General features: G+C 68.7%; 19 protein-coding genes and 3 rRNA genes. 16 read left to right on the forward strand and 6 right to left on the reverse strand.

What is annotated here, in order from left to right; all coding sequences use genetic code 11:
• Positions 1 to 90 precede the first annotated feature (90 nt).
• From MTR79_RS01875 to MTR79_RS01925, 11 genes are all read left to right on the forward strand, one after another.
• Positions 91 to 1618 (forward strand): 16S ribosomal RNA (locus tag MTR79_RS01875).
• Positions 1619 to 1928: 310 nt separating this feature from the next.
• A 23S ribosomal RNA gene (locus MTR79_RS01880) occupies positions 1929 to 5051 on the forward strand.
• A 90-nt stretch (positions 5052 to 5141) separates the two neighbouring features.
• Positions 5142 to 5258: ribosomal RNA gene (gene rrf / locus MTR79_RS01885) — 5S ribosomal RNA — on the forward strand.
• The 16S, 23S and 5S rRNA genes sit together here, the layout of an rRNA operon.
• A gap of 64 nt (positions 5259 to 5322) precedes the next feature.
• Positions 5323 to 5988 carry an HAD family hydrolase gene (locus tag MTR79_RS01890; protein ID WP_189365564.1) on the forward strand — a complete coding sequence of 222 codons (666 nt, stop codon included), beginning with the start codon at positions 5323 to 5325 and terminating at the stop codon, positions 5986 to 5988.
• 60 nt (positions 5989 to 6048) lie between these two features.
• Positions 6049 to 7278, forward strand: coding sequence for an MFS transporter (locus tag MTR79_RS01895; RefSeq protein ID WP_244788902.1), 1230 nt, complete (start codon positions 6049 to 6051; stop codon positions 7276 to 7278).
• Positions 7229 to 8401, forward strand: coding sequence for an acetoin utilization protein AcuC (locus MTR79_RS01900; protein WP_086701564.1), 1173 nt, complete (start codon positions 7229 to 7231; stop codon positions 8399 to 8401). The genes MTR79_RS01895 and MTR79_RS01900 overlap by 50 nt, the downstream gene beginning before the upstream one ends.
• A gap of 79 nt (positions 8402 to 8480) precedes the next feature.
• A complete protein-coding gene (locus MTR79_RS01905) occupies positions 8481 to 9296 on the forward strand; it encodes a phosphatase (RefSeq protein ID WP_086701589.1) in 816 nt (271 codons plus the stop codon).
• Between the two features lie 129 nt (positions 9297 to 9425).
• The gene (locus tag MTR79_RS01910) at positions 9426 to 9638 is read left to right on the forward strand and encodes a helix-turn-helix domain-containing protein (protein ID WP_189365561.1); all 213 of its coding nucleotides are present in this window, start codon (positions 9426 to 9428) and stop codon (positions 9636 to 9638) included.
• A 155-nt stretch (positions 9639 to 9793) separates the two neighbouring features.
• Complete coding sequence (locus tag MTR79_RS01915) at positions 9794 to 9892, forward strand: AURKAIP1/COX24 domain-containing protein (protein ID WP_003948845.1); 99 nt, start codon at positions 9794 to 9796, stop codon at positions 9890 to 9892.
• Between the two features lie 200 nt (positions 9893 to 10092).
• The gene (locus tag MTR79_RS01920; RefSeq protein ID WP_086701566.1) at positions 10093 to 11154 is read left to right on the forward strand and encodes an NAD-dependent epimerase/dehydratase family protein; all 1062 of its coding nucleotides are present in this window, start codon (positions 10093 to 10095) and stop codon (positions 11152 to 11154) included.
• Positions 11155 to 11168: 14 nt separating this feature from the next.
• Entirely contained in the window at positions 11169 to 12233 is a 1065-nt protein-coding gene (locus MTR79_RS01925) for a lysophospholipid acyltransferase family protein (RefSeq protein ID WP_102641003.1), read from the forward strand.
• Between the two features lie 59 nt (positions 12234 to 12292).
• On the opposite strand, the gene MTR79_RS01930 is transcribed toward MTR79_RS01925, so the two are convergent.
• From MTR79_RS01930 to MTR79_RS01940, 3 genes are all read right to left on the reverse strand, one after another.
• Positions 12293 to 13534, reverse strand: a complete 1242-nt coding sequence (locus tag MTR79_RS01930; protein ID WP_244788904.1) for a DUF5667 domain-containing protein — start codon at positions 13532 to 13534, stop codon at positions 12293 to 12295.
• Between the two features lie 251 nt (positions 13535 to 13785).
• Positions 13786 to 14562, reverse strand: a complete 777-nt coding sequence (locus MTR79_RS01935; RefSeq protein ID WP_078492972.1) for an ECF subfamily RNA polymerase sigma factor, BldN family — start codon at positions 14560 to 14562, stop codon at positions 13786 to 13788.
• A gap of 357 nt (positions 14563 to 14919) precedes the next feature.
• Positions 14920 to 15831, reverse strand: a complete 912-nt coding sequence (locus MTR79_RS01940; protein ID WP_086701571.1) for an HAD-IB family hydrolase — start codon at positions 15829 to 15831, stop codon at positions 14920 to 14922.
• Between the two features lie 115 nt (positions 15832 to 15946).
• On the opposite strand from MTR79_RS01940, the gene MTR79_RS01945 reads away from it, so the two are divergent.
• From MTR79_RS01945 to MTR79_RS01965, 5 genes are all read left to right on the forward strand, one after another.
• Positions 15947 to 16219, forward strand: a complete 273-nt coding sequence (locus tag MTR79_RS01945) for a glutaredoxin family protein (protein WP_244788906.1) — start codon at positions 15947 to 15949, stop codon at positions 16217 to 16219.
• A gap of 288 nt (positions 16220 to 16507) precedes the next feature.
• Positions 16508 to 17293: a redox-sensing transcriptional repressor Rex gene (locus MTR79_RS01950; RefSeq protein ID WP_086701573.1), complete on the forward strand. Its 786-nt coding sequence runs from the start codon at positions 16508 to 16510 to the stop codon at positions 17291 to 17293.
• The gene (locus MTR79_RS01955; protein ID WP_244788908.1) at positions 17290 to 18999 is read left to right on the forward strand and encodes a glutamyl-tRNA reductase; all 1710 of its coding nucleotides are present in this window, start codon (positions 17290 to 17292) and stop codon (positions 18997 to 18999) included. Before MTR79_RS01950 ends, MTR79_RS01955 begins: the two co-directional genes overlap by 4 nt.
• Entirely contained in the window at positions 18996 to 19955 is a 960-nt protein-coding gene (hemC, locus tag MTR79_RS01960) for a hydroxymethylbilane synthase (protein WP_086701576.1), read from the forward strand. Before MTR79_RS01955 ends, hemC begins: the two co-directional genes overlap by 4 nt.
• A complete protein-coding gene (locus MTR79_RS01965) occupies positions 19952 to 21658 on the forward strand; it encodes a bifunctional uroporphyrinogen-III C-methyltransferase/uroporphyrinogen-III synthase (protein ID WP_189365559.1) in 1707 nt (568 codons plus the stop codon). Before hemC ends, MTR79_RS01965 begins: the two co-directional genes overlap by 4 nt.
• Before the next feature lie 56 nt (positions 21659 to 21714).
• Here MTR79_RS01965 and MTR79_RS01970 read toward each other — a convergent pair whose 3' ends face one another.
• Genes MTR79_RS01970 through MTR79_RS01980 form a run of 3 tightly spaced genes read right to left on the reverse strand, consistent with a single transcriptional unit; the run spans position 21715 to position 23341 of the window.
• A complete protein-coding gene (locus tag MTR79_RS01970) occupies positions 21715 to 22314 on the reverse strand; it encodes a nucleotidyltransferase family protein (RefSeq protein ID WP_244788910.1) in 600 nt (199 codons plus the stop codon).
• Positions 22311 to 22511 carry a DUF397 domain-containing protein gene (locus MTR79_RS01975; protein WP_244788912.1) on the reverse strand — a complete coding sequence of 67 codons (201 nt, stop codon included), beginning with the start codon at positions 22509 to 22511 and terminating at the stop codon, positions 22311 to 22313. The genes MTR79_RS01970 and MTR79_RS01975 overlap by 4 nt, the downstream gene beginning before the upstream one ends.
• Positions 22508 to 23341 (reverse strand): helix-turn-helix transcriptional regulator, encoded by an 834-nt coding sequence (locus MTR79_RS01980; protein WP_086701583.1) that lies wholly within the window; start codon positions 23339 to 23341, stop codon positions 22508 to 22510. The genes MTR79_RS01975 and MTR79_RS01980 overlap by 4 nt, the downstream gene beginning before the upstream one ends.
• Between the last annotated feature and the right edge of the window lie 241 nt (positions 23342 to 23582).

Genomic DNA, 23582 nt, shown 5'->3' on the forward strand with positions numbered 1-23582 from the left:
GAAAAAACACAGCGAGGACGCTGTGAACGTCGGGACTATTCCTCCCGATGTTCCGCTCTCGTGATGTGTGCACCCGATCACGGGTAAACATTCACGGAGAGTTTGATCCTGGCTCAGGACGAACGCTGGCGGCGTGCTTAACACATGCAAGTCGAACGATGAACCTCCTTCGGGAGGGGATTAGTGGCGAACGGGTGAGTAACACGTGGGCAATCTGCCCTGCACTCTGGGACAAGCCCTGGAAACGGGGTCTAATACCGGATACTGACCCGCTTGGGCATCCAAGCGGTTCGAAAGCTCCGGCGGTGCAGGATGAGCCCGCGGCCTATCAGCTTGTTGGTGAGGTAATGGCTCACCAAGGCGACGACGGGTAGCCGGCCTGAGAGGGCGACCGGCCACACTGGGACTGAGACACGGCCCAGACTCCTACGGGAGGCAGCAGTGGGGAATATTGCACAATGGGCGAAAGCCTGATGCAGCGACGCCGCGTGAGGGATGACGGCCTTCGGGTTGTAAACCTCTTTCAGCAGGGAAGAAGCGAAAGTGACGGTACCTGCAGAAGAAGCGCCGGCTAACTACGTGCCAGCAGCCGCGGTAATACGTAGGGCGCGAGCGTTGTCCGGAATTATTGGGCGTAAAGAGCTCGTAGGCGGCTTGTCACGTCGGTTGTGAAAGCCCGGGGCTTAACCCCGGGTCTGCAGTCGATACGGGCAGGCTAGAGTTCGGTAGGGGAGATCGGAATTCCTGGTGTAGCGGTGAAATGCGCAGATATCAGGAGGAACACCGGTGGCGAAGGCGGATCTCTGGGCCGATACTGACGCTGAGGAGCGAAAGCGTGGGGAGCGAACAGGATTAGATACCCTGGTAGTCCACGCCGTAAACGGTGGGCACTAGGTGTGGGCGACATTCCACGTCGTCCGTGCCGCAGCTAACGCATTAAGTGCCCCGCCTGGGGAGTACGGCCGCAAGGCTAAAACTCAAAGGAATTGACGGGGGCCCGCACAAGCGGCGGAGCATGTGGCTTAATTCGACGCAACGCGAAGAACCTTACCAAGGCTTGACATACACCGGAAAGCATCAGAGATGGTGCCCCCCTTGTGGTCGGTGTACAGGTGGTGCATGGCTGTCGTCAGCTCGTGTCGTGAGATGTTGGGTTAAGTCCCGCAACGAGCGCAACCCTTGTCCCGTGTTGCCAGCAGGCCCTTGTGGTGCTGGGGACTCACGGGAGACCGCCGGGGTCAACTCGGAGGAAGGTGGGGACGACGTCAAGTCATCATGCCCCTTATGTCTTGGGCTGCACACGTGCTACAATGGCCGGTACAATGAGCTGCGATACCGCGAGGTGGAGCGAATCTCAAAAAGCCGGTCTCAGTTCGGATTGGGGTCTGCAACTCGACCCCATGAAGTCGGAGTCGCTAGTAATCGCAGATCAGCATTGCTGCGGTGAATACGTTCCCGGGCCTTGTACACACCGCCCGTCACGTCACGAAAGTCGGTAACACCCGAAGCCGGTGGCCCAACCCCTTGTGGGAGGGAGCTGTCGAAGGTGGGACTGGCGATTGGGACGAAGTCGTAACAAGGTAGCCGTACCGGAAGGTGCGGCTGGATCACCTCCTTTCTAAGGAGCACTTCTAGGCTGCCTCGGCAGTCCAGAGGCCAGCATGCGAGCGAACGTCTCGCACTGGTTGCTCATGGGTGGAACGTTGACTACTCGGCACGGTCCAGGATGGACCAGGCGCTAGTACTGCCCCTTCGGGGCGTGGAACGCTGATCTGGGCAACTGGCTGTGTCGGGCACGCTGTTGGGTGTCTGAGGGTACGGCCGTGTGGTCGCCTTCAGTGCCGGCCCCAGTGCACTCCGGGTTTGTTCCGGGGGTGATGGGTGGTTGGTCGTTGTTTGAGAACTGCACAGTGGACGCGAGCATCTGTGGCCAAGTTTTTAAGGGCGCACGGTGGATGCCTTGGCACCAGGAACCGATGAAGGACGTGGGAGGCCACGATAGGCCCCGGGGAGTCGTCAACCAGGCTTTGATCCGGGGGTGTCCGAATGGGGAAACCCGGCAGTCGTCATGGGCTGTCACCCTTGCCTGAACACATAGGGCAAGTGGAGGGAACGCGGGGAAGTGAAACATCTCAGTACCCGCAGGAAGAGAAAACAACCGTGATTCCGGGAGTAGTGGCGAGCGAAACCGGATGAGGCCAAACCGTATGCGTGTGAGACCCGGCAGGGGTTGCGCATTCGGGGTTGTGGGATCTCTCTTTCATGGTCTGCCGGCCATGAGACGAGTCAGAAACCGTTGATGTAGGCGAAGGACATGCGAAAGGTCCGGCGTAGAGGGTAAGACCCCCGTAGTCGAAACGTCAGCGGCTCGTTTGAGAGACACCCAAGTAGCACGGGGCCCGAGAAATCCCGTGTGAATCTGGCGGGACCACCCGCTAAGCCTAAATATTCCCTGGTGACCGATAGCGGATAGTACCGTGAGGGAATGGTGAAAAGTACCGCGGGAGCGGAGTGAAATAGTACCTGAAACCGTGTGCCTACAAGCCGTGGGAGCGTCGCGCAAGGACTTGTCCTTGCGTCGTGACTGCGTGCCTTTTGAAGAATGAGCCTGCGAGTTTGCGGTGTGTTGCGAGGTTAACCCGGGTGGGGAAGCCGTAGCGAAAGCGAGTCCGAACAGGGCGTTTCAGTAGCACGCTCAAGACCCGAAGCGGAGTGATCTAGCCATGGGCAGGTTGAAGCGGAGGTAAGACTTCGTGGAGGACCGAACCCACCAGGGTTGAAAACCTGGGGGATGACCTGTGGTTAGGGGTGAAAGGCCAATCAAACTCCGTGATAGCTGGTTCTCCCCGAAATGCATTTAGGTGCAGCGTCGTGTGTTTCTTGCCGGAGGTAGAGCACTGGATAGGCGATGGGCCCTACCGGGTTACTGACCTTAGCCAAACTCCGAATGCCGGTAAGTGAGAGCGCGGCAGTGAGACTGTGGGGGATAAGCTCCATGGTCGAGAGGGAAACAGCCCAGAGCATCGACTAAGGCCCCTAAGCGTACGCTAAGTGGGAAAGGATGTGGAGTCGCACAGACAACCAGGAGGTTGGCTTAGAAGCAGCCACCCTTGAAAGAGTGCGTAATAGCTCACTGGTCTAGTGATTCCGCGCCGACAATGTAGCGGGGCTCAAGCGTACCGCCGAAGTCGTGTCATTGCGATATGTACCCCCAACGGGGATCGTGATGGGTAGGGGAGCGTCGTCTGCCGGGTGAAGCAGCCGCGTAAGCGAGTTGTGGACGGTTGACGAGTGAGAATGCAGGCATGAGTAGCGATTCACACGTGAGAAACGTGTGCGCCGATTGACTAAGGGTTCCTGGGTCAAGCTGATCTGCCCAGGGTAAGTCGGGACCTAAGGCGAGGCCGACAGGCGTAGTCGATGGATAACCGGTTGATATTCCGGTACCCGCTGTGAAGCGTCAAACATCGAATCCAGTGATGCTAAGCCCGTGAAGCCGCCGGCTGAGTCTTCGGACGAGGTCGGAGTGGTGGAGCCGGTGACCCGAGCTGGTAGTAGGTGAGTGATGGGGTGACGCAGGAAGGTAGTCCATCCCGGGCGGTGGTTGTCCCGGGGTAAGGGTGTAGGACGTCAGGTAGGTAAATCCGCCTGGCATGTGTCTGAGACCTGATGCCGAGCCGATTGTGGTGAAGTGGATGATCCTATGCTGTCGAGAAAAGCCTCTAGCGAGTTTCATGGCGGCCCGTACCCTAAACCGACTCAGGTGGTCAGGTAGAGAATACCGAGGCGTTCGGGTGAACTATGGTTAAGGAACTCGGCAAAATGCCCCCGTAACTTCGGGAGAAGGGGGGCCACATCCGGTGATGAGCTTCGCGCTCTGAGCTGGGGGTGGCCGCAGAGACCAGCGAGAAGCGACTGTTTACTAAAAACACAGGTCCGTGCGAAGCCGTAAGGCGATGTATACGGACTGACGCCTGCCCGGTGCTGGAACGTTAAGGGGACCGGTTAGCTTGGATTCGTCCAGGCGAAGCTGAGAACTTAAGCGCCAGTAAACGGCGGTGGTAACTATAACCATCCTAAGGTAGCGAAATTCCTTGTCGGGTAAGTTCCGACCTGCACGAATGGCGTAACGACTTCTCGACTGTCTCAACCATAGGCCCGGTGAAATTGCACTACGAGTAAAGATGCTCGTTTCGCGCAGCAGGACGGAAAGACCCCGGGACCTTTACTACAGTTTGATATTGGTGTTCGGTTCGGCTTGTGTAGGATAGCTGGGAGACTTTGAGCATCGGACGCCAGTTCGGTGGGAGTCGTCGTTGAAATACCAGTCTGGTCGTGCTGGATGTCTAACCTGGGTCCGTGATCCGGATCAGGGACAGTGTCTGATGGGTAGTTTAACTGGGGCGGTTGCCTCCTAAAGGGTAACGGAGGCGCCCAAAGGTTCCCTCAGCCTGGTTGGTAATCAGGTGTTGAGTGTAAGTGCACAAGGGAGCTTGACTGTGAGACCGACGGGTCGAGCAGGGACGAAAGTCGGGACTAGTGATCCGGCGGTGGCTTGTGGAAGCGCCGTCGCTCAACGGATAAAAGGTACCCCGGGGATAACAGGCTGATCTTCCCCAAGAGTCCATATCGACGGGATGGTTTGGCACCTCGATGTCGGCTCGTCGCATCCTGGGGCTGGAGTCGGTCCCAAGGGTTGGGCTGTTCGCCCATTAAAGCGGTACGCGAGCTGGGTTTAGAACGTCGTGAGACAGTTCGGTCCCTATCCGCTGTGCGCGTAGGAGTCTTGAGAAGGGCTGTCCCTAGTACGAGAGGACCGGGACGGACGAACCTCTGGTGTGCCAGTTGTTCTGCCAAGGGCATGGCTGGTTGGCTACGTTCGGGAGGGATAACCGCTGAAAGCATCTAAGCGGGAAGCCTGCTTCGAGATGAGGACTCCCACCTCCTAGAGAGGGTAAGGCTCCCAGTAGACGACTGGGTTGATAGGCCGGATATGGAAGCACGGTAACGTGTGGAGTTGACCGGTACTAATAGGCCGAGGGCTTGTCCTCAGTTGCTCGCGTCCACTGTGTTGGTTCTGAAACCACGAACAACCCCATGCCATGGTCACGGCATGCCGGTGGTTGTCAGTTTCATAGTGTTTCGGTGGTCATAGCGTAGGGGAAACGCCCGGTTACATTCCGAACCCGGAAGCTAAGCCTTACAGCGCCGATGGTACTGCAGGGGGGACCCTGTGGGAGAGTAGGACGCCGCCGAACAATTCTTGTATGAGAGCCCCCGTGCCATTCGGCACGGGGGCTTTCTGCGTTTAGGGTCAGGTCCATGCGCTATGACCTGGTGATTTTCGACAACGACGGCGTCCTCGTCGACAGCGAGCCCCTCTCCAACCGACACCTCGCCGCCTATCTCACCGAGCTCGGGCATCCCACCACCTACGAGGACTCCATCCGCGACTACATGGGGTCGGCCATGCACCGGGTGCACGACTTGATCGAGGAGCGGACAGGGCACCGGCTGCCGGCCGATTTCGACGACGTGTTCCACGCCCGCGTCTTCGCCGCGTTCGAACAGGAGTTGAAGCCCGTGCCCGGGGTCGCCGACGTGCTGGAGAAGCTGACGGCGGACGGGGTGCCGTACTGCGTGGCGTCCTCGGGTAGCCATGAGCGGATCCGGGTGGGCCACCGGGCGACCGGGCTGGACCGGTTCTTCGACGACTCGCGGATCTTCAGCTCGCAGGACGTCGGCCGGGGGAAGCCCGCCCCCGACCTGTTCCTGCACGCGGCAGAGCGGATGGGTACCGCTCCCGACCGGTGCGTGGTCGTCGAGGACAGTCCGCTCGGCGTCCAGGCGGCCGTCGCGGCCGGTATGGACGTCTACGGGTTCACCGCGATGACGCCTGCCGAGAAGCTGACCGGCGTCACCGGACCCTTCGGGGACATGCGGGAGTTGCTGCCCCTGCTGACGGGCGGCGACCGCGCCGAGAACTGAGCACGATTCATCTTTGACCGGATCTACCCACCGGTACCCCCGAGCCCTACGCTCGCCGCCATGACTGATGTGCTGCGGCGCGGCAGGACCTCGCTGGCGTTCAGTTTCCTGGTGCAGGGTGTCGCCTTCGCTCTGCTCGTGACGCGCATCCCGGGCATCCAGAACCGGTACGGGGTCTCGGACGGGATGCTGCCCGTCTTCCTCGCCGCCGTGCCGATCCTGGCCGGCATCGGCAGTGTCTCCACGGAGCGGCTGGTGCGGCGGGTGCCGCCGAGCCGGGTGCTGCGGTGGTCCCAGCCGGTCGTGCTGCTGGCGCTGCTGGCCGTCGGGGCGGGGCGGCAGATGGCCGTGCTGGCCTTGGCGCTGGCGGCGTTCGGGCTGGCCGTGGGCGCGCTGGACGCCTCGATGAACATGCTCGGGGTGAGTCTCCAGCGGGCGTACGGGCGGAGCATCATGCTGAGCTTCCACGCGGCGTACAGCCTGGGCGGGATCGTCGGGGCGTCGCTCGCCTGGGTGGGGGCGCACTACGGGCTGGCGCTGTGGGTGTCGTACCTGCCGGTGGTGCTGGTGCTGCTGCCGGCCGCGCTCGTGGGCAGCCGGTGGTACGTCGACGGTGAGGCCCAGGCGCCGGAGGAGAAGGGCGCAGCGGCTGGGGCGGGCGGTGGGCTGAAGTGGCTGCTGCCGCTGTGCCTGGTGATGACGGTGGCGTACATCGGGGACTCGACGGTCTCCAACTGGAGCGCGAAGTACCTCCAGGACGTGCTGGGCAGCTCCGAGCAGATGGCGACCGTGCCCTACAACGTCTACATGGTCACCACGCTGCTGGGGCGGACCGTCGGGGACATCGGGGTGCGGCGGCTCGGGGCCGTGGCGGTGGTGCGGGCGGGGGCGCTGGTGGCGGCGGCCGGGTTCGCCGTGGTGGCCGCGGCGCCGGGCGCGTGGGTGGGGATGCTCGGGTTCACGCTGCTGGGGCTCGGGCTGTGCGTCCTGGTGCCGCAGACGTTCGCCGCGGCGGGGCGGCGGGCGTACGAGACGGGTCGGCCGGGGGCGTCGGACGCGGCCGTGGCGCGGCTGAACGTCTTCAACTACGTGGGCTTCCTGGTCGGTTCGCCGCTGGTGGGGGCGCTGGGGGACGCCTGGAGCTACCGCGGGGCGATGCTGGTGCCGATGGTGTTGGTACTGGTGACGCTCGTGCACGCCCGTTCGTTCGCGCCGGGGGCCGACCGATACGGTGGCGGGCATGAGCGGCCGCGCACAGCTGATGTGGGACGAAGCAGTAACGGGTTATGACTTCGGCCGGGACCACCCGATGGACCCGGTCCGGCTGGCGCTGACCCGCAGCCTGGTCACCGCCCTCGGCCTGGACCGTGACGTGAACGTGGTCGCGGCGAAGGCGGCGGGGGAGTCGACGCTGCGGCTCGTGCACCGGGAGGACTACATCGACGCGGTGCGTGCCGCGTCGGCCGATCCCGGGTCGGCGGACCAGTCGTACGGGCTGGGGACCGTCGACGATCCGGCGTTCGCGGGGATGCACGAGGCGTCGGCGCTGATCGCGGGGCAGTCGGTGGGCGCGGCCGAGGCGGTGTGGCGCGGTGAGGCGCTGCACGCGGTGAACTTCGCGGGCGGGCTGCACCACGCGATGCCGGGCGCCGCGTCCGGGTTCTGCGTGTACAACGACGCCGCGCTGGCGATCGCGCGCCTGCTGGAGCTGGGTGCGGAGCGGGTGGCGTACATCGACGTCGACGTGCACCACGGGGACGGGGTGCAGGCGGCGTTCTGGGAGGACCCGCGGGTGCTGACGATCTCGCTGCACGAGCACCCCCGGACGCTGTTCCCGCAGACCGGGTGGCCCGAGGAGACCGGCGCGTCGAGCGCCGAGGGCAGCGCGGTGAACGTGGCGCTGCCGGCGGGCACCGGGGACGCGGGATGGCTGCGGGCGTTCCACGCGGTGGTGCCGGAGCTGATCGCGGACTTCCGGCCGCAGGTGCTGGTGACGCAGCACGGGGCCGACACGCACTTCGAGGACCCGCTGGCGCACCTGGCGGTGTCGCTTGACGCGCAGCGGGCGGTGCAGGTGGCCTGTCACGACCTGGCGCACGAGCACGCCGACGGACGCTGGGTGGCCCTGGGCGGCGGTGGCTACGCGGTGGTCGAGGTCGTGCCGAGGTCCTGGTCGCACCTGGTGGCCATCGCGGCGGGGCGGCCCGTGGAGCCGACGACGCTCGTGCCCGACGAGTGGCGGCACCAGGTGTACGCGCGGACCCGGCAGCCGGCTCCGCACCGGATGACGGACGGCCGGTGGCCGGTGCCGTGGGCCGCGTGGGACGAGGGGTACGACCCGGCGGACCGGCTGGACCAGGCGATCCTGGCGACCCGGCGGGCGGTGTTCCCGCTGCGGGGCCTGCTGCCCTGACGGCCGCCTGTTACGCCGACCGTGGGGCGTGGACCGCGTTCCGTCCCGCGGCGTGGCCGGGTGGCGCACCATCGCCTGTGTGGTGACCGCCGACCGCCTCCGCGCGCATCTTCTGACGGCCGGGCTCGCCGGGGTGGTGGGCACCACCCGGGAGGAGAGCCTGCGCAGCTACCGGCTGTTCGCCGCCCGGGACCCGCGGGTGCTGATCGGGCTCGACCCGGTCGGGGCGTGGGGCGAGCGGGAGGTGCTCGCGCTGATGGCGGACCGGTGCGGGGTGACGGCGGACCCGGGGCGGAGGTCCGGCCCCGAGATCATCGATCCGGAGCGTACGCTGACCGCCCTGGACGCCTGTGCGGGTCGGCTGGCGGAGGCCGCGCGGCGCCGTGTTCCGGTGCTGCTGGGCACCGGGCACCCGCATCGGCTGCTCGGTTTCTACGCCGTGCTCGCAGACGCCTTGTCGGCGGCGGGATGTGAGATCCTCACCCCGGCGCAGGGTCGCTGTGTCGACATAACGACCCGGTTCGGTCTACGCACGGCCACGCTCGACTACGTCCGGGGGGTCGGGCTGGTCCGGGGCGCGACCGCGCAGCGCTCCGGTGGTGAGCCGGGCGCACACACGCACTCCCCTCTCCCGGTTCGGGCGGCGCTGGCGGCCGCCGCGGATGCCGGCGGGCCGCTGCCCGGGCTGGTGATCGGGGACCACGGCTGGATCTGCGGGGCAGGTCAGTTGGGGTTCGAGAGCGTCGGCCCGGCCGATGTGAACGACCCGGCGCCGTTCGTGGGGCAGGCCGAGGGGGTGGTCTCGGTGGTCGTTCCGGTTGACGACGGTGCGCAGTCCGATTACTACCTGCCGCTGACCCGCTACGTACTCAATCGAGCGTGTCTGTCACAGTAGGCCGCCGATGGGTGCACCTCTTCCCCACTCGCATCACCCGCCCCTACATTGGGGAGTGAGCACGCAACGACGAAGAGTCACCGGAAGGGGAAGCCGGTGGCCGTCGAGTGCGGAAGGTTCAGGTGTGTCATGGCTGCAGCTGGCGAGAGGCCTCTGAACGAGGTTCAGTTCCTTACCGTGGCGGAAGTCGCCTCGGTGATGCGAGTGTCGAAGATGACCGTGTACCGCCTGGTGCACAGCGGTCATCTGCCCGCGATCCGGGTGGGGCGGTCCTTCCGCGTCCCGGAGCAAGCGGTACACGAGTACCTCCGCGAGAGCTACGTGGGGGTGGAAACGCCCTGACGGCGACCCCGGGAGGGCCCGTATCGGGCACTCATGGGTCTTCCCGGTCACCTCGATTACGACCTCAGCGCTCGGGCGGGTAGGCTGACCCCTCGAAGGTCGTGTGGGCCCATGGCGCCCAAACACCGAGTGATGAGAAGTGAGCGAGGGTAGTCGTGGGCTCTGTTATCAAGAAGCGGCGCAAGCGGATGGCCAAGAAGAAGCACCGCAAGCTGCTCAAGCGCACGCGCGTCCAGCGTCGCAACAAGAAGTAAGCGACAGCGCGAGAGCGTGTCCCAGTGGCCCCCCACCGCGATTCGGTGGGGGGCCACTGCCCGTTGGTACGCCCACCGCCTTGGTACGGCCGGTGTACGTTCCGGGGATGTTGTCACTTCACGTATCCGCTCGGCATCGCAGGGCGACGGTGACCCGGTAGGTTGGCCGTCGGCAGCAGGGTGAGAGGAAGGCGCTGATCTTGGGGAAGGTCGTGCTCGTGACCGGGGTGGCCCGGCAGCTCGGGGGTCGCTTCGTGCGGCGGATCCAGCGGGACCCCGAGGTGGACCGGGTGGTCGCCGTGGACGCGGTGCGGCCCGAGCACCATCTGGGCGGCGCGGACTTCGTCGAGGCGGACATCCGGCAGCCCACCATCGCGCGGGTGCTGGCCGAGTCGGGCGCCGACACGGTCGTCCATCTCGACGTGACGGGCACGCCGCTGGGCGGCGGCGGCCGGGCGTCGCTGAAGGAGACCAACGTCATCGGCACCATGCAGCTGCTGGGCGCCTGCCAGAAGTCGCCGAACATCCGGCGGCTCGTGGTGAAGTCCAGCACCAACGTCTACGGTTCGGCGTCGCGCGACCCGGCGGTGTTCACCGAGTCGACGCCGCCCAAGTCGTTGCCCAGCGGCGGTTTCGCGAAGGACACGGTGGAGGTCGAGGGCTATGTGCGCGGCTTCGCCCGGCGCCGTCCGGACGTCGCCGTGTGCGTGCTGCGGTTCGCCAACATCCTGGGCCCGGCCGCGGACTCCCCGCTCGCGTCGTACTTCGCGCTGCCGGTGCTGCCGACGGTGTTCGGCTACGACCCGCGGCTGCAGTTCGTCCACGAGGACGACGTGATCGACGTGCTGCGGATCGGCGCGCACGAGCCGCGGCGGGGCACGCTCAACAGCGGGACGTTCAACGTCGCGGGGGACGGGGTGCTGCTGCTGTCGCAGTGCTCGCGGCGGCTGGGCCGGCCGACGGTGCCGCTGCTGCTCCCCGCGGTCACCTGGGCGGGCTCCCTGATGCGTACGCTGGGGATGTCGGACTTCTCGCCCGAGCAGATCCGGCTGCTGACGCACGGGCGGGTGGTGGCGACGGACCAGATGCGGGAGACGCTGGGTTTCACCCCCAAGTACTCGACTGCCGAAACGTTTGCGGACTTCGTGCGCAGCCGCGGTCCGGGGCTGCTGCCGCCGGAGACCGTCGCGAGGGCCGTCGACCGGATCGCCGCGCTGCCCGTGCCGGGCAGCGGCCATGTGCCGGCGCACGGCGCCGACTGAGGAGCGGAGCAACGATGGCGGACGCCAAGGTCATTCCGTTCGACGACGACCACCGCTCCCGCGGGAGTGCCGCGTCGCGCCGCCGTGGTGCGGCCGGCCGTCGCCAGGGTGCGGCACGGCCCGCCGGGGTGGGGGAGGTCCAGCCCCTGCCGGGGACGGCCGCGGCGCGGGAGGATGATCCCGTGACCGGTGAGGACGAACGGCCGCGTGAGCGTGCCGCGGACGGTGAGGGCGGTGACGGGGGCCTGGAGCGGCGCATCGCGAGCGGGCTGGCGTTCCTGCGCCGCCGGCTCACCGGGGACTACGCCGTCGACGACTTCGGCTACGACGAGGAGCTCACCGACCAGGTCCTCATGTCGCTGCTGCGCCCGATGTACGAGAAGTACTTCCGGGTCGAGGTGAAGGGCGTCGAGAACATCCCGTCCGAGGGCGGTGCGCTGATCGTCGCCAACCATTCGGGGACGGTCCCGGTGGACGGGCTGATGATGCAGGTCGCCGTGCACGACCACCATCCGGCCGGGCGTCATCTGCGGCTGCTGGCGGCGGACCTGGTGTTCGTGCTGCCGGTGGTGAACGAGCTGGCGCGGAAGCTGGGGCACACGCTGGCCTGCGCGGAGGACGCCGAACGGCTGCTGGCGCAGGGTGAGTTGGTCGGGGTGATGCCGGAGGGGTTCAAAGGCATCGGGAAGCCGTTCTCCGAGCGGTACAAGCTTCAGCGGTTCGGGCGGGGCGGGTTCGTGTCGACGGCGCTGCGGCACGGGGCGCCGATCGTGCCGTGCTCGATCGTCGGGGCGGAGGAGATCTACCCGATGATCGGCAACGCGAAGACGCTGGCGCGGCTGCTGGGTTTTCCGTACTTCCCGCTCACGCCGACGTTCCCGTGGCTGGGGCCGCTGGGGGCGATTCCGCTGCCGACGAAGTGGACGATCCAGTTCGGGGAGCCGATCCCCACGGACGGCTATCCGCCGGAGGCGGCGGAGGACCCGATGCTGATGTTCAACCTGACCGACCAGGTCCGGGAGCAGATCCAGCACTCGCTGTACAAACTCTTGGTGCAGCGGCGGTCGGTGTTCTTCTGAGGTTCTCGTGACCCCTGACGCGGACGGTGGGCGCCCCTCACCGAGGGGCGCCCACAGCGCTACTCCCGGTCCTCCGCGTCGATGCCCAGACCCGGGAGGAGCCCGGGTAGGAGAGGTGGGAGCGTGACGTCGGGGGCGGGAGGCCGGGTGGCCGAGCCCGTCGGCGGCGGCGTACTGCTCTGGCCGCTCTCCTGGGGTGGGTCGAGGAGGCCGCCGGTGTTGCCGCCGAGCAGGCCGTCCTTCTCGCGCTCGGCGCCGGCGGAGTCGGTCGGTCCCGCGCTCGCGTCGCCCGTGCCGGAGCCGTCCCGTCCGGCGCCGGGGGACGTCGAGGGCTCGGCCTCCGACGGGGCGTCGGAGGCCGGGGCGGAGCCGCCGCGCCGCTTCCCGTCGTCCGCCCCGTCGCTCGGCGGCTGCGGCAGCAGGGACTGCAGCGGGGCGACGTCCTCGTCTATGGCGTCGAACACCGACGTGACCTGCTCACTGACGTCACCGAGCTGCACGGGCAGCCGGTCGCGCAGACTGCCCCAGGTGTCGCGGTGGGCGCGGGAGAAGGAGGAGAGCGCCTGCATGGGGCCGAGCGAGTCCGGGTTGCGCTCGTAGGCCTCGCGGAGCAGCCGGTGGCCCTCCGAGGCGTCGTGGCGCATGCCGGACAGGGCGCGGCGGATCTCGTTCAGGGACTCGTGGTCGAGGGAGCCGGCGCGGTCGCGCTCCATCAGCCGGCGGGCCTCGCTGAGCCGGGTGGAGGCGTTGTCGAGGTAGACCCGGCCGCGCTCGTCGTCGCCGTCGGCGAGCGTGAGCTTGACGTCCTCGATGCCGCGCTTGAGTCCGTAGAGGGAGTCGCCGGGGAGGGCGTCGGAGCTGGCGGCGGCGACTCCGCCGAGGGCGCCGGCGGCGACGCCGACGGTGAGTCCGCCCGCGGTGAGCCCTTTGGCCAGCCGCGACCGCGGCCGCAGCCTGCCCAGCGGGGTCGCCCGGTGGGCGCCCTTGGCGCGGCGCGAGCGCTGTCCGGGAACGGCCCGGTCCGTCGCCTCGCCTGCGGCGGTGCCCTCCTGGAGCATGGCCTCGAACGCGGCCACCAGCTGGGCTCGCTGGACGACCTTCACCTCGGGGTCGAGTTCCGGCCGGGGCAGCGCGCCCAGACCGGAGGCCAGCGTGAGCAGCTGGTCCTGTTCGGTCTCGGCGGCGGCCGCGGCCGGTGCCGGTCCTTCGGTTCGCTCGGCCGCCGTGCCCCGGTCGGACTGCTCCTCCAGGGCCTGGGCGAAGGCGTTCGCCCGCCGGTGCGCCGATACGTTCGCGATCACTGGCGGCACCTCCTCTCGTCATGACGGTCGACTCCCCAGGGGGTCTGAGGGTTCCCATGCCCGGCCGACGCCACACGATCGGGTGAGCGGAGCCGGTCAGGGGGTGACCACAGGGAGCCTGTATCCCGCACAACGACGGGCGCGGCACTTGGGTTACGGACACCGGTAGTCCGATTGAGGAATCCAACCGGGTTTCACTCAGGGTGAGTTGGGTGTCGCTCGCTGTGCTCCGTCCCGACGGGCGGGCCGGGTCAGCGGGCGTCGTCCGGGAGGAGCCGGGCGAGGGTGCGGACGGCCCGGTACTGGAGGGTCTTGATGGCGCCCTCGTTCTTGCCCATGACGCGGGCGGTCTCGGCGACGGACAGCCCCTGGAGGAATCGGAGCGTGACGCACTCCTGCTGTTGGGGGTTGAGCCGACGTACGGCTTCGAGGAGGGCGGCGTTGGACAGGGACTCGAGAACGGAATCCTCGGGGGAGCGCTCGACCTCGTTGGCGTCGAGCATCTCCCCGGTGGTGACCTCGAGGCGGAAGCGGCTGGACTTGAAGTGGTCGGCGACGAGGTTGCGGGCGATGGTCACCAGCCAGGCGCCGAAGTCGCGGCCCTGCCAGGTGAAGGTGCCGATGCGGCGCAGCGCCCGCAGAAAGGTCTCGCTGGTGAGGTCCTCGGCGGTCGCCTTGCCGCCGACCCGGTAGTAGATGTAGCGGTAGACGGTGTCGCTGTACTGGTCGTAGAGCCGTCCGAAGGCCTCCGCCTCGCCGGCCTGGGCGCGCTCCACGAGGTCCATCATCCGGGCGCTGTCGCTGTCGGCGGCGGGACGGCGGGCAGCGGGAGCGCCGGACGGTCGTCCTCGTCTGCCGACCGCGGCCGTGCCCTCGGCGAGGGCGTAGCACGGGCCGGCGGGGACGGCGGCGAATGCGGGGACGGCGTGCGCGGGGGGGACGATTCCGCGCAACATGTCTCGGGCTGTCGCGACTGTCGCGCGCAGCGTAGCCAGGCCCGAGGCGTCAACCCCGACGTGTGGGTACACGGGACTCCCAGAGGCAGAGCTTCCATCACGTGCAGTGCGGGGCCGTTCACCCGTCGTGGCGAAGGGGCGGTCCCGGAATGCGTCTGAGGAGAATAACGCTTCGTACAGGCCCTGCTACACCGAGTTGCTCAAATCACCGATTAGGTCGCTTCCGTAACCGATTGACGTAGGTTCAGGGATGAGGAGCTGACCGGTTGATGACCGGAAGCTTTCGATTTCCGGATAAGTCCGGGGCGAGTTGTGGCCGTGTGCAGCCAAGAGGACTGTTCGGGCCGGTTGCGGGGTACGGCAGTCGGTTTGGGCGTGTCGCGGCCCTGTCCGGTCACAGCGGGCATGCGCGGGCCGGGCCGCGGGGCGTCAGCGGCGCTTGCGGTGCAGGGCGATGGCGGCGGCCGTTCCCCCGGCCACCGCGCCCACGCCGGCCGCGGCCGGGATGCCGACCTTGGCCGCCTTGCGGCCGGTGCGGTAGTCGCGCAGCCGCCAGTCCATCTGACGCGCGTGCTTGCGCAGCTTGGAGTCCGGGTTGATCGCGTAGGGGTGGCCCACCAGCGACAGCATGGGGATGTCGTTGTGCGAGTCGCTGTAGGCCGCGCAGCGAGTGAGGTCCAGACCCTCCGCCAGGGCCAGCGCGCGGACCGCCTCTGCCTTGGCGGGGCCGTGCAGCGGTTCGCCCACGAGTTTGCCCGTGTACACGCCGTCGACCGACTCGGCGACGGTGCCCAGGGCGCCGGTCAGTCCGAGGCGGCGGGCGATCACCGTGGCGATCTCCACCGGGGCGGCGGTGACCAGCCACACCCGCTGGCCCGCGTCGAGGTGCGCCTGGGCCAGCGCCCGGGTGCCGGGCCAGATCCGCTCCGCCATGTACTCGTCGTAGATCTCCTCGCCGATGGACTGCAGCTCGGAGACGCGGTGGCCCTGGACGATGGAGAGCGCCGAGTCGCGCGCCTCCTGCATGTGCTCGGGGTCCTCGACGCCGGCCAGCCGGAACCACGTCTGCTGCCAGGCGAACCGGGCCAGCTCGCGCGTGTCGAAGAACTTCCGCTTGTACAGGCCCCGCCCGAAGTGGAACAGGGCGGCGCCCTGCATGACGGTGTTGTCCAGGTCGAAGAACGCGGCGGCCCGTTCGTCACCGGGTACCGGGAACTCGGGTTCGCGTTCGAGAACTTCCTGGGTGGACTTGCGGGCGGCCTCCGCCGAGGCCTCGCCTGCCAACACGCTCCGCGCCGTGGCGGAGCGCCTACGGGGAGTGAGCCATCCGAGAGCGGCCATGGCGTGAGCATAGCCAGTGCGTGCGCCCGTTCCGGTGCCGAGAGGTCGCCACGTCGTGAACTCTGCGTGTCCCGGGCGGTGTCCCCGCCTTGTCCTGGGCGGGACAATGACCCGTATGAGCCCTCTCTTCCGCCGTGCCGGATCCCCGCGGGACCGGCTCGTGACGCTGATCCGCAAGCCCGGCTGCCATCTGTGCGACGACGCCCAGGTGGTGGTGGAGAAGGTGTGCTCCGAGCTCGGGGTCCCGTGGGAGCGGAAGGACGTCACCGAGGACCGGGAGTTGTACGAGAAGTACTGGGAGCAGATCCCCGTGGTGCTCGTCGACGGACGGCAGCACACCTTCTGGCGCGTGAACGAGGACCGTCTCCGCAAGGCCCTGGGTGACTGACCGGCCAGTTCAATCTGGCGGAAATTCGCTTAGGATCGATGGTGACTTGGTCTCGGGGGCGGGATTCACAGAGGAGAGTGTGCGGTTTTGCCCCCAGAAGCCAAGGAGCTGCGGTGCGGGCGCGCGGGTTCCCCGCGCGTGCGCCGGGGGCGCGTGACCCCGGTCACGTTGGCCGGGCAAATCGGACACAATCTTTGTGCACGCGTTCACAAAGACATAGCCTGCATTCGACGGGGCGGTCCGGGGACGTATGACCGCCTGAAGCCCCGCTCTACCCGCAGGAGCACCGTGGCAACTGGCCGAACTCACCGACCGGCGACCCGTAGCCGAGGGATTCCCGAGGCCACCGTCGCCCGGCTTCCGCTGTACCTCCGCGCCCTGACCGCGCTCTCCGAGCGCTCGGTGCCCACGGTCTCCTCCGAGGAGCTGGCGGCCGCCGCGGGTGTCAACTCCGCGAAGCTGCGCAAGGACTTCTCCTACCTGGGCTCCTACGGCACCCGGGGCGTCGGTTACGACGTCGAGTATCTCGTGTACCAGATCTCCCGTGAACTCGGCCTCACCCAGGACTGGCCGGTTGTGATCGTAGGAATCGGCAACCTCGGCGCCGCCCTCGCCAACTACGGAGGGTTCGCCTCCCGTGGTTTCCGGGTCGCCGCGCTGATCGACGCCGACCCCGCGATGGCCGGGAAGCCCGTCGCCGGCATCCCCGTGCAGCACACCGACGAGCTCGAGGCGATCATCCGGGACAACGGCGTGTCCATCGGCGTCATCGCCACCCCGGCCGGCGCCGCCCAGCAGGTCTGCGACCGGCTCGTCGCCGCCGGCGTCACCTCCATCCTGAACTTCGCGCCGACCGTGCTGACCGTCCCGGACGGCGTCGACGTGCGCAAGGTGGACCTCTCCATCGAGCTGCAGATCCTCGCCTTCCACGAGCAGCGCAAGGCCGGCGAGGAGGCCGCCGCCGACGTCACGCAGGCCGCGGGCACCACCAACAGCGCCGTCGCCGCCAAGCGCGAGGACTCCGCCACCGACCAGGGGCCCGACGGGGACGTACCCGCCGTGATGCCGGCATGAGCCTCCTCGTCGTCGGACTGAGCCACCGCAGCGCCCCGGTCAGCGTGCTGGAGCGGGCGTCGCTGAGCGTGGAGGCGCAGACCAAGCTGCTGCAGGACACGGTCGCCGCGGAGCCCGCCTCCGAGGGCGCGGTCCTCGCCACCTGCAACCGCATCGAGCTGTACGCCGACGTGGACAAGTTCCACGCCGGTGTCGCCGAGCTGTCGACGCTGCTCGCCCAGCACAGCGGGGTCGGCCTGGAGGAGCTCACTCCTTATCTTTATGTGCACTACGAGGACCGTGCCGTCCACCACATGTTCTCGGTGGCCTGCGGACTGGACTCGATGGTCGTGGGCGAGGGGCAGATCCTCGGCCAGATCAAGGACTCGCTGGCCCGCGCCCAGGAGACGCACACCGCCGGACGACTGCTGAACGACCTGTTCCAGCAGGCGCTGCGGGTCGGCAAGCGCGCCCACTCCGAGACCGGCATCGACCGCGCCGGGCAGTCCCTGGTCACCTTCGGCCTGGAGCAGCTCGCGCTCGGCACGCCCGTCGAGTCGTGGGCCCGCGGCAAGAAGGCCCTCGTCATAGGCGCCGGATCGATGTCCTCGCTGTCCGCGGCCACGCTCGCGCGCACCGGGGTCGCCGAGGTCGTGGTCGCGAACCGCACGCCCGACCGCGCCGAGCGCCTTGTGCGGATCCTCACCGAGGGCGACGACACGGACGTGACGGCCCGCGCGGTCCCGATGACATCGGTGCCGTTCGAGCTGACACGTGCCGATGTGGTCGTCTCCTGCACGGGCGCGACCGGCCTGGTGCTGACCGCCGACATGGTGGCCGCGGGCGTCGAGGGACGCGTCGGGACGGCGCCGGTCGTCGACCTCGACGCCGTCGCCGAGGAGGACGCCCGCGAGAGCGCCCCGCCCGCGCAGACTCCCGCCGAGGACGGCTGCCCGGTGGACCTGTCCACGGTGCGGCCCGGATTCTCCGTGATGGGGGAGGCGGCCGTCGCCGGGATGGACGCGGCCACGCTGGAGCAGCACGGCGCGTGGGCGGCGGGCTCCGCCGTCGACCGCCGGGACGCCGCGCGCGGCACCGGTCCGGAGGCGGACGCCGAGGTCATCGGCGCGCTCGCCGCGGCCGCGTCCGCGATCGGCCGTATCCCCGAGCGCCGGCGGCCCGAGGCGGTCGACGTGCCGCAGCGCCCCGAGCCCGTACTGTTCCTGCTGGACCTCGCCATGCCGCGGGACGTCGACGCGGCGGCGCACCGCCTGCCCGGCGTGCGGCTCGTCGACATCGAATCGCTCGCGGAGGCGTCCGCGGACGCTCCGATGGCTGCCGATGTGGACCAGGTCCGGCGTATCGTCTCCGACGAGGTCGCCGCGTTCGGGGCGGCACAGCGGGCGGCGCACATCACGCCGACCGTCGTCGCCCTGCGGACCATGGCGGCCGACGTGGTGGCCGGAGAGATGGCCCGCCTCGAGGGGCGGCTCCCCGGCCTGGACGACAAGCACCGCGCGGAGATCACCCAGACCGTGCGACGGGTGGTCGACAAGCTGCTGCACGCCCCGACGGTCCGGGTCAAGCAGCTCGCGGCCGAGCCCGGCGGGACCGGGTACGCGGACGCGCTGCGCACCCTGTTCGACCTCGACCCCGAGACGGTGGCCTCCGTCTCCCGCGCCGAGGAAAGCACCGAGAAGAACGCAGAGAACCGAGGGCCGGGATGACTGAGAAGGCACTGAGGCTGGGGACCAGGCGGAGCAAGCTCGCCATGGCCCAGTCCGGGCAGGTGGCGGATGCCGTGAGCCAGGTGACCGGACGGCCCGTCGAGCTCGTCGAGATCACCACGTACGGCGACGTGTCGCGCGAGCACCTCGCGCAGATCGGCGGCACGGGCGTTTTCGTCGCCGCGCTGCGGGAGGCCCTGGCGCGCGGCGAGGTGGACTTCGCGGTGCACTCCCTCAAGGACCTGCCGACCACGCAGCCCGACGAGCTGGTCGTGGCGGCGATCCCGGTACGGGAGGACCCGCGGGACGTGATCATCGCGCGGGACGCGCTGAAGCTCACCGACCTGCCGCGCGGGGCGCGCATCGGCACCGGTTCGCCGCGCCGCATGGCGCAGCTGAACGCGTACGCGCGCACCCACGGCCTGGACATCGAGACGGTCCCGATCCGGGGCAACGTCGACACCCGCATCGGGTACGTCACCAAGGGCGACCTGGACGCGGTGGTGCTGGCGGCCGCCGGGCTCAACCGGGTCGGCCGCAGCGACGAGGTGACCGACTTCCTGTCGGTCGACACGGTTCTGCCCGCCCCCGGCCAGGGGGCACTGGCGGTCGAGACCACCGCGGACAACGCGGACCTCATCGCCGCGCTCGCCCAGCTCGACGACCCGCTCACGCGGGCCGCCGTGACGGCCGAGCGGTCACTGCTCGCCGCCCTGGAGGCCGGCTGCAGCGCACCCGTGGGTGCGTTGGCCGACCTCTTGACCGACGGGCAGTCTGTCAAGGAAATGCGCCTGCGGGGCGTCGTCGGTACGACCGACGGTTCCACGCTGGTGCAGCTGTCCACCACCGGTCCCGTGCCCGAGACGCACGAGGCGGCGACGGCGCTCGGTCGCGAACTCGCCACCGAGATGCTCGCGCAGGGCGCGGCCGGTCTGATGGGGGAGCGAGCACTTTGAGCCCCACCACTCTTCCCGCCCCTCCGGAACAAGGGCACGTCACCTTCCTCGGTGCCGGACCCGGGGATCCGGGACTGCTGACCCTGCGCGCCGTGGAGGCCCTGGCGAACGCGGACGTCCTCGTCGCCGAGCACGACGTGCTCGATGTCGTACGGACGCACGCCAGGCAGGGCGTCTCCGAGGTGCACACGGACGCGGACACGACTGCGTCGTCCACGCCGGGCACGGGCACGCCCCAGCTGACGGTCGTTGACGGCGCGTCAACAACCGCCGGTGTCCCCGCGAATAGGGATGCCGCACATCTTGTCATGGAGGCCGCGCGCGGCGGCAAGCGGGTCGTCCGTGCGGTGTCCGGCGACCCCGGACTTGACGCGTACGCCGCCGAGGAGATGCTGGCGTGCGCCTCGGCCGGGGTGCCGTTCGAGGTCGTGCCCGGTGTCGCCACCGCGGTCGGCGTGCCCGCGTACGCCGGTGTGCCGCTGCGGGACGCGCAGGGCACCGACGTGCGGTTCGTCGACGCGCGGACGGCGTCCGACCGGTGCTGGACGGAGGTCGGCGCCTCCGACGGCACGGTGGTCGTGTCCACCACGCTGGACTCGGTGGCCGCCGCCGCGGGCGAACTGGTGTCCGCCGGACGTAAGCCCGACACCCCGCTGACGGTGACCGTCGCGGGCACCACGACCCGGCAGCGCACCTGGACGGCGACGCTCGGCACGATCGCGCAGACGCTGAAGCAGGCGAAGGTGCTGCCCTCCCCGGAGGGCGGCCGCCCGGTGATAGCCGTGGTCGGTGACCGTTCCGCCGCCGCCCAGCGGGACCGGCTGGCGTGGTTCGAGTCCAAGCCGCTGTTCGGCTGGAAGGTGCTCGTGCCGCGCACGAAGGAGCAGGCGGCGTCGCTCTCCGACCAGCTGCGGTCCTACGGGGCCGTGCCGCACGAGGTGCCGACCATCGCGGTCGAGCCGCCGCGCACCCCGCAGCAGATGGAGCGCGCGGTCAAGGGCCTGGTCACCGGCCGCTACGAGTGGATCGCGTTCACCTCGGTCAACGCGGTCAAGGCGGTCCGCGAGAAGTTCGAGGAGTACGGGCTCGACGCCCGCGCCTTCGCCGGGATCAAGGTCGCGGCGGTGGGCGAGCAGACCGCGAACGCGCTGATCGCCTTCGGCGTGAAGCCGGACCTGGTGCCGAGCGGTGAGCAGTCTGCCGCGGGCCTGCTGGAGGACTGGCCGCCGTACGACCCGGTCTTCGACCCGATCGACCGTGTCTTCCTGCCGCGCGCCGACATCGCCACCGAGACGCTGGTGGCGGGGCTCATCGAGCTGGGCTGGGAGGTCGACGACGTCACGGCGTACCGCACGGTCCGTGCCTCGCCGCCTCCGGCGGAGACCCGTGAGGCGATCAAGGGCGGCGGCTTCGACGCGGTGCTGTTCACCTCGTCGTCGACGGTGCGGAACCTGGTGGGCATCGCCGGCAAGCCGCACAACGTGACCGTGATCGCGTGCATCGGCCCGGCCACGGCGAAGACGGCCGAGGAGCACGGGCTGCGGGTGGACGTGATGGCTCCCGAGCCGTCGGTCCACAAGCTGGCCGAGGCCCTCGCCGACTTCGGCGCGCGGCGCCGGCTCGCCGCGCTGGAGGCGGGTGACCCGGTCACCCGCCCGAGCGAGCGGCGGCCGGGGGCGCGGAGGCGTCGGTCTACGACGTGAGGTGAGCCGCGGTTCTTGACGGCGGGGCGTGTCTGCGGACACGCCCCGCCGTCGTCTCATGCCGTGGGCCACTCCAGCACGGTCAGCTCCGGCCACTGTCGCCGCCAGCGCGCGGTCTTCGCCTCGTACACGGCGCGGGGCGCGAGGACGGGGTTGGGCCGTACGACGAGCCCGAACACGTCGGAGAGCCCGTGCGGTGCGTAGACGCGCCACCGGTCGCCCGGCTCCAGGCGCACGCCGAGACAGCAGGTGGTCGCGGCGAAGCTGTCGATCGCGGCCTCGGTGGAGGTGTAGGGGGCGCAGGGGACGCCGAACTTCTCCTCGTACCAGAGGTGCACGCGGGCCTCGTTGCGGACCTCCACCTCGGCGGGGAGATCCGCGAAGGCGTCCGCCGCGGCGCGGATCACCTTGTCCTCGGCCTCCCAGGACAGGTCGCCGTCGTCGAAGTAGAAGACGTCGTAGTCCTTGATGCCCTCGCCGGGCGGGCGGCCGGTGACGACGTTCCATACGGTCTGGAAGAGACAGCCGGCGGTCACGTACCAACCGGGCAGGCCGAGCGTCTCCGTGCGGCGGAGCACCTCCAGCAACGTGTCGTTGCGGGACAGGGCGGCTCGCAGCACGTCGAGCTGCTCGTCCAGCGGGAGCCGGGTGGTCATCGCGTGCGCGCGGCGTAAGGGAGGAAGGCCGCCCAGGCGGTGGGGGTGAGCGTGAGGCGGGGGCCATGGGGGGTCTTGGAGTCGCGGACGAGGATGTTCGCGGGGGTGGCGGCTACTTCGACGCAGGAGGGGCCGTCGTCCGAGCTGTAACTGCTCTTCGTCCACGTCGGCTTGCCGTGGGAGGGCTTGACGGTCATGACTCCTCCAGCACTTTCTCGATGAGGGCCAGTGACTCCCGCGGTGGGAGAGCCTGCGCCCGGATGATCCCATGCCGCATGTCGAGCACGGCGGTCTCTTTAGGGTCGGTGATCACGTTGGCGCTGAGCTGTACCTCGCTGAGCCCTACCGCGCTGCCGGTCTTGAGCCTGAGCAGACGGAAGGGGCCGCCGAGGCCCGAGTTCTCCTCCCGGTCCAGCGGCAGCACCTGTAGGTCGACGTTACGCAACTGGGCCACTTGTGCGAGCCGTTGAAGCTGGGCGCGCATCACCATCTTGCCCCCGAGCGGGCGGCGCAGCGTCGCCTCGCACAGCACGAAGCTGAGGACGGGGCGAGTGGCCGGCCCGTTGAAGATCTGCTGCCGGTCCAGGCGGGCGGCGACCCGCTGCTCCAGCTCCTCGTCCGTGAACTGCGGGCGTCGGGAGCCGAACACTGCCCGTGCGTAGTCCTCGGTCTGCAACAGTCCGTCGATCACGGAGTTGTTGTAGGAGCGGATCTCGACGGCCTCTGTTTCCAGGCGCTTCACGTCCCGCACTTTTTGCGGGTACCGGGCCTCCGCCACGTCCCGTTTCATGGCGGAGATCTTGCCGTCGGCGCCCAGAACCCTGTCCGCCGCGTCCAGATACTCAGGGCGAGGAATCCGCCGCCCCCGCTCCACCGAGGAGACCAGTTCCTCGCCGTAGCCGATGGCCGCGCCCAGTTCCGCCTGGGTGAGTCCCGCCGCCTCCCGCCACAGCTTGAGTTGCCGCACGACCGTGCGCATGACGGCCCCGGCCTCCTCGTCGCCCAGCCACGCTTCCCATCCGCTCATCCCTGCCGTCCTCCCGCCGCACGCCCTTCCCCGGACCAACTCCGACCGTCCGCACTCGGTCACCCTGGACAAGGCGGACAGAAATCGGACAGTTGGCGTACAGGCACAGGCCGCACGAAGTGCCCGTACGCACAGTGTGTGCGTGAGCGCACTGAGTGGCGAGAATCTGGGACTCCCCATCGTGGATCGGTCTCACCGTCACGGCGCCCAGTACCCTCAACATCGAGGTCACCGACCCCCG

The organism is Streptomyces sp. BJ20 (assembly GCF_022869105.1).
Lineage (GTDB): Bacteria > Actinomycetota > Actinomycetes > Streptomycetales > Streptomycetaceae > Streptomyces > Streptomyces griseoincarnatus.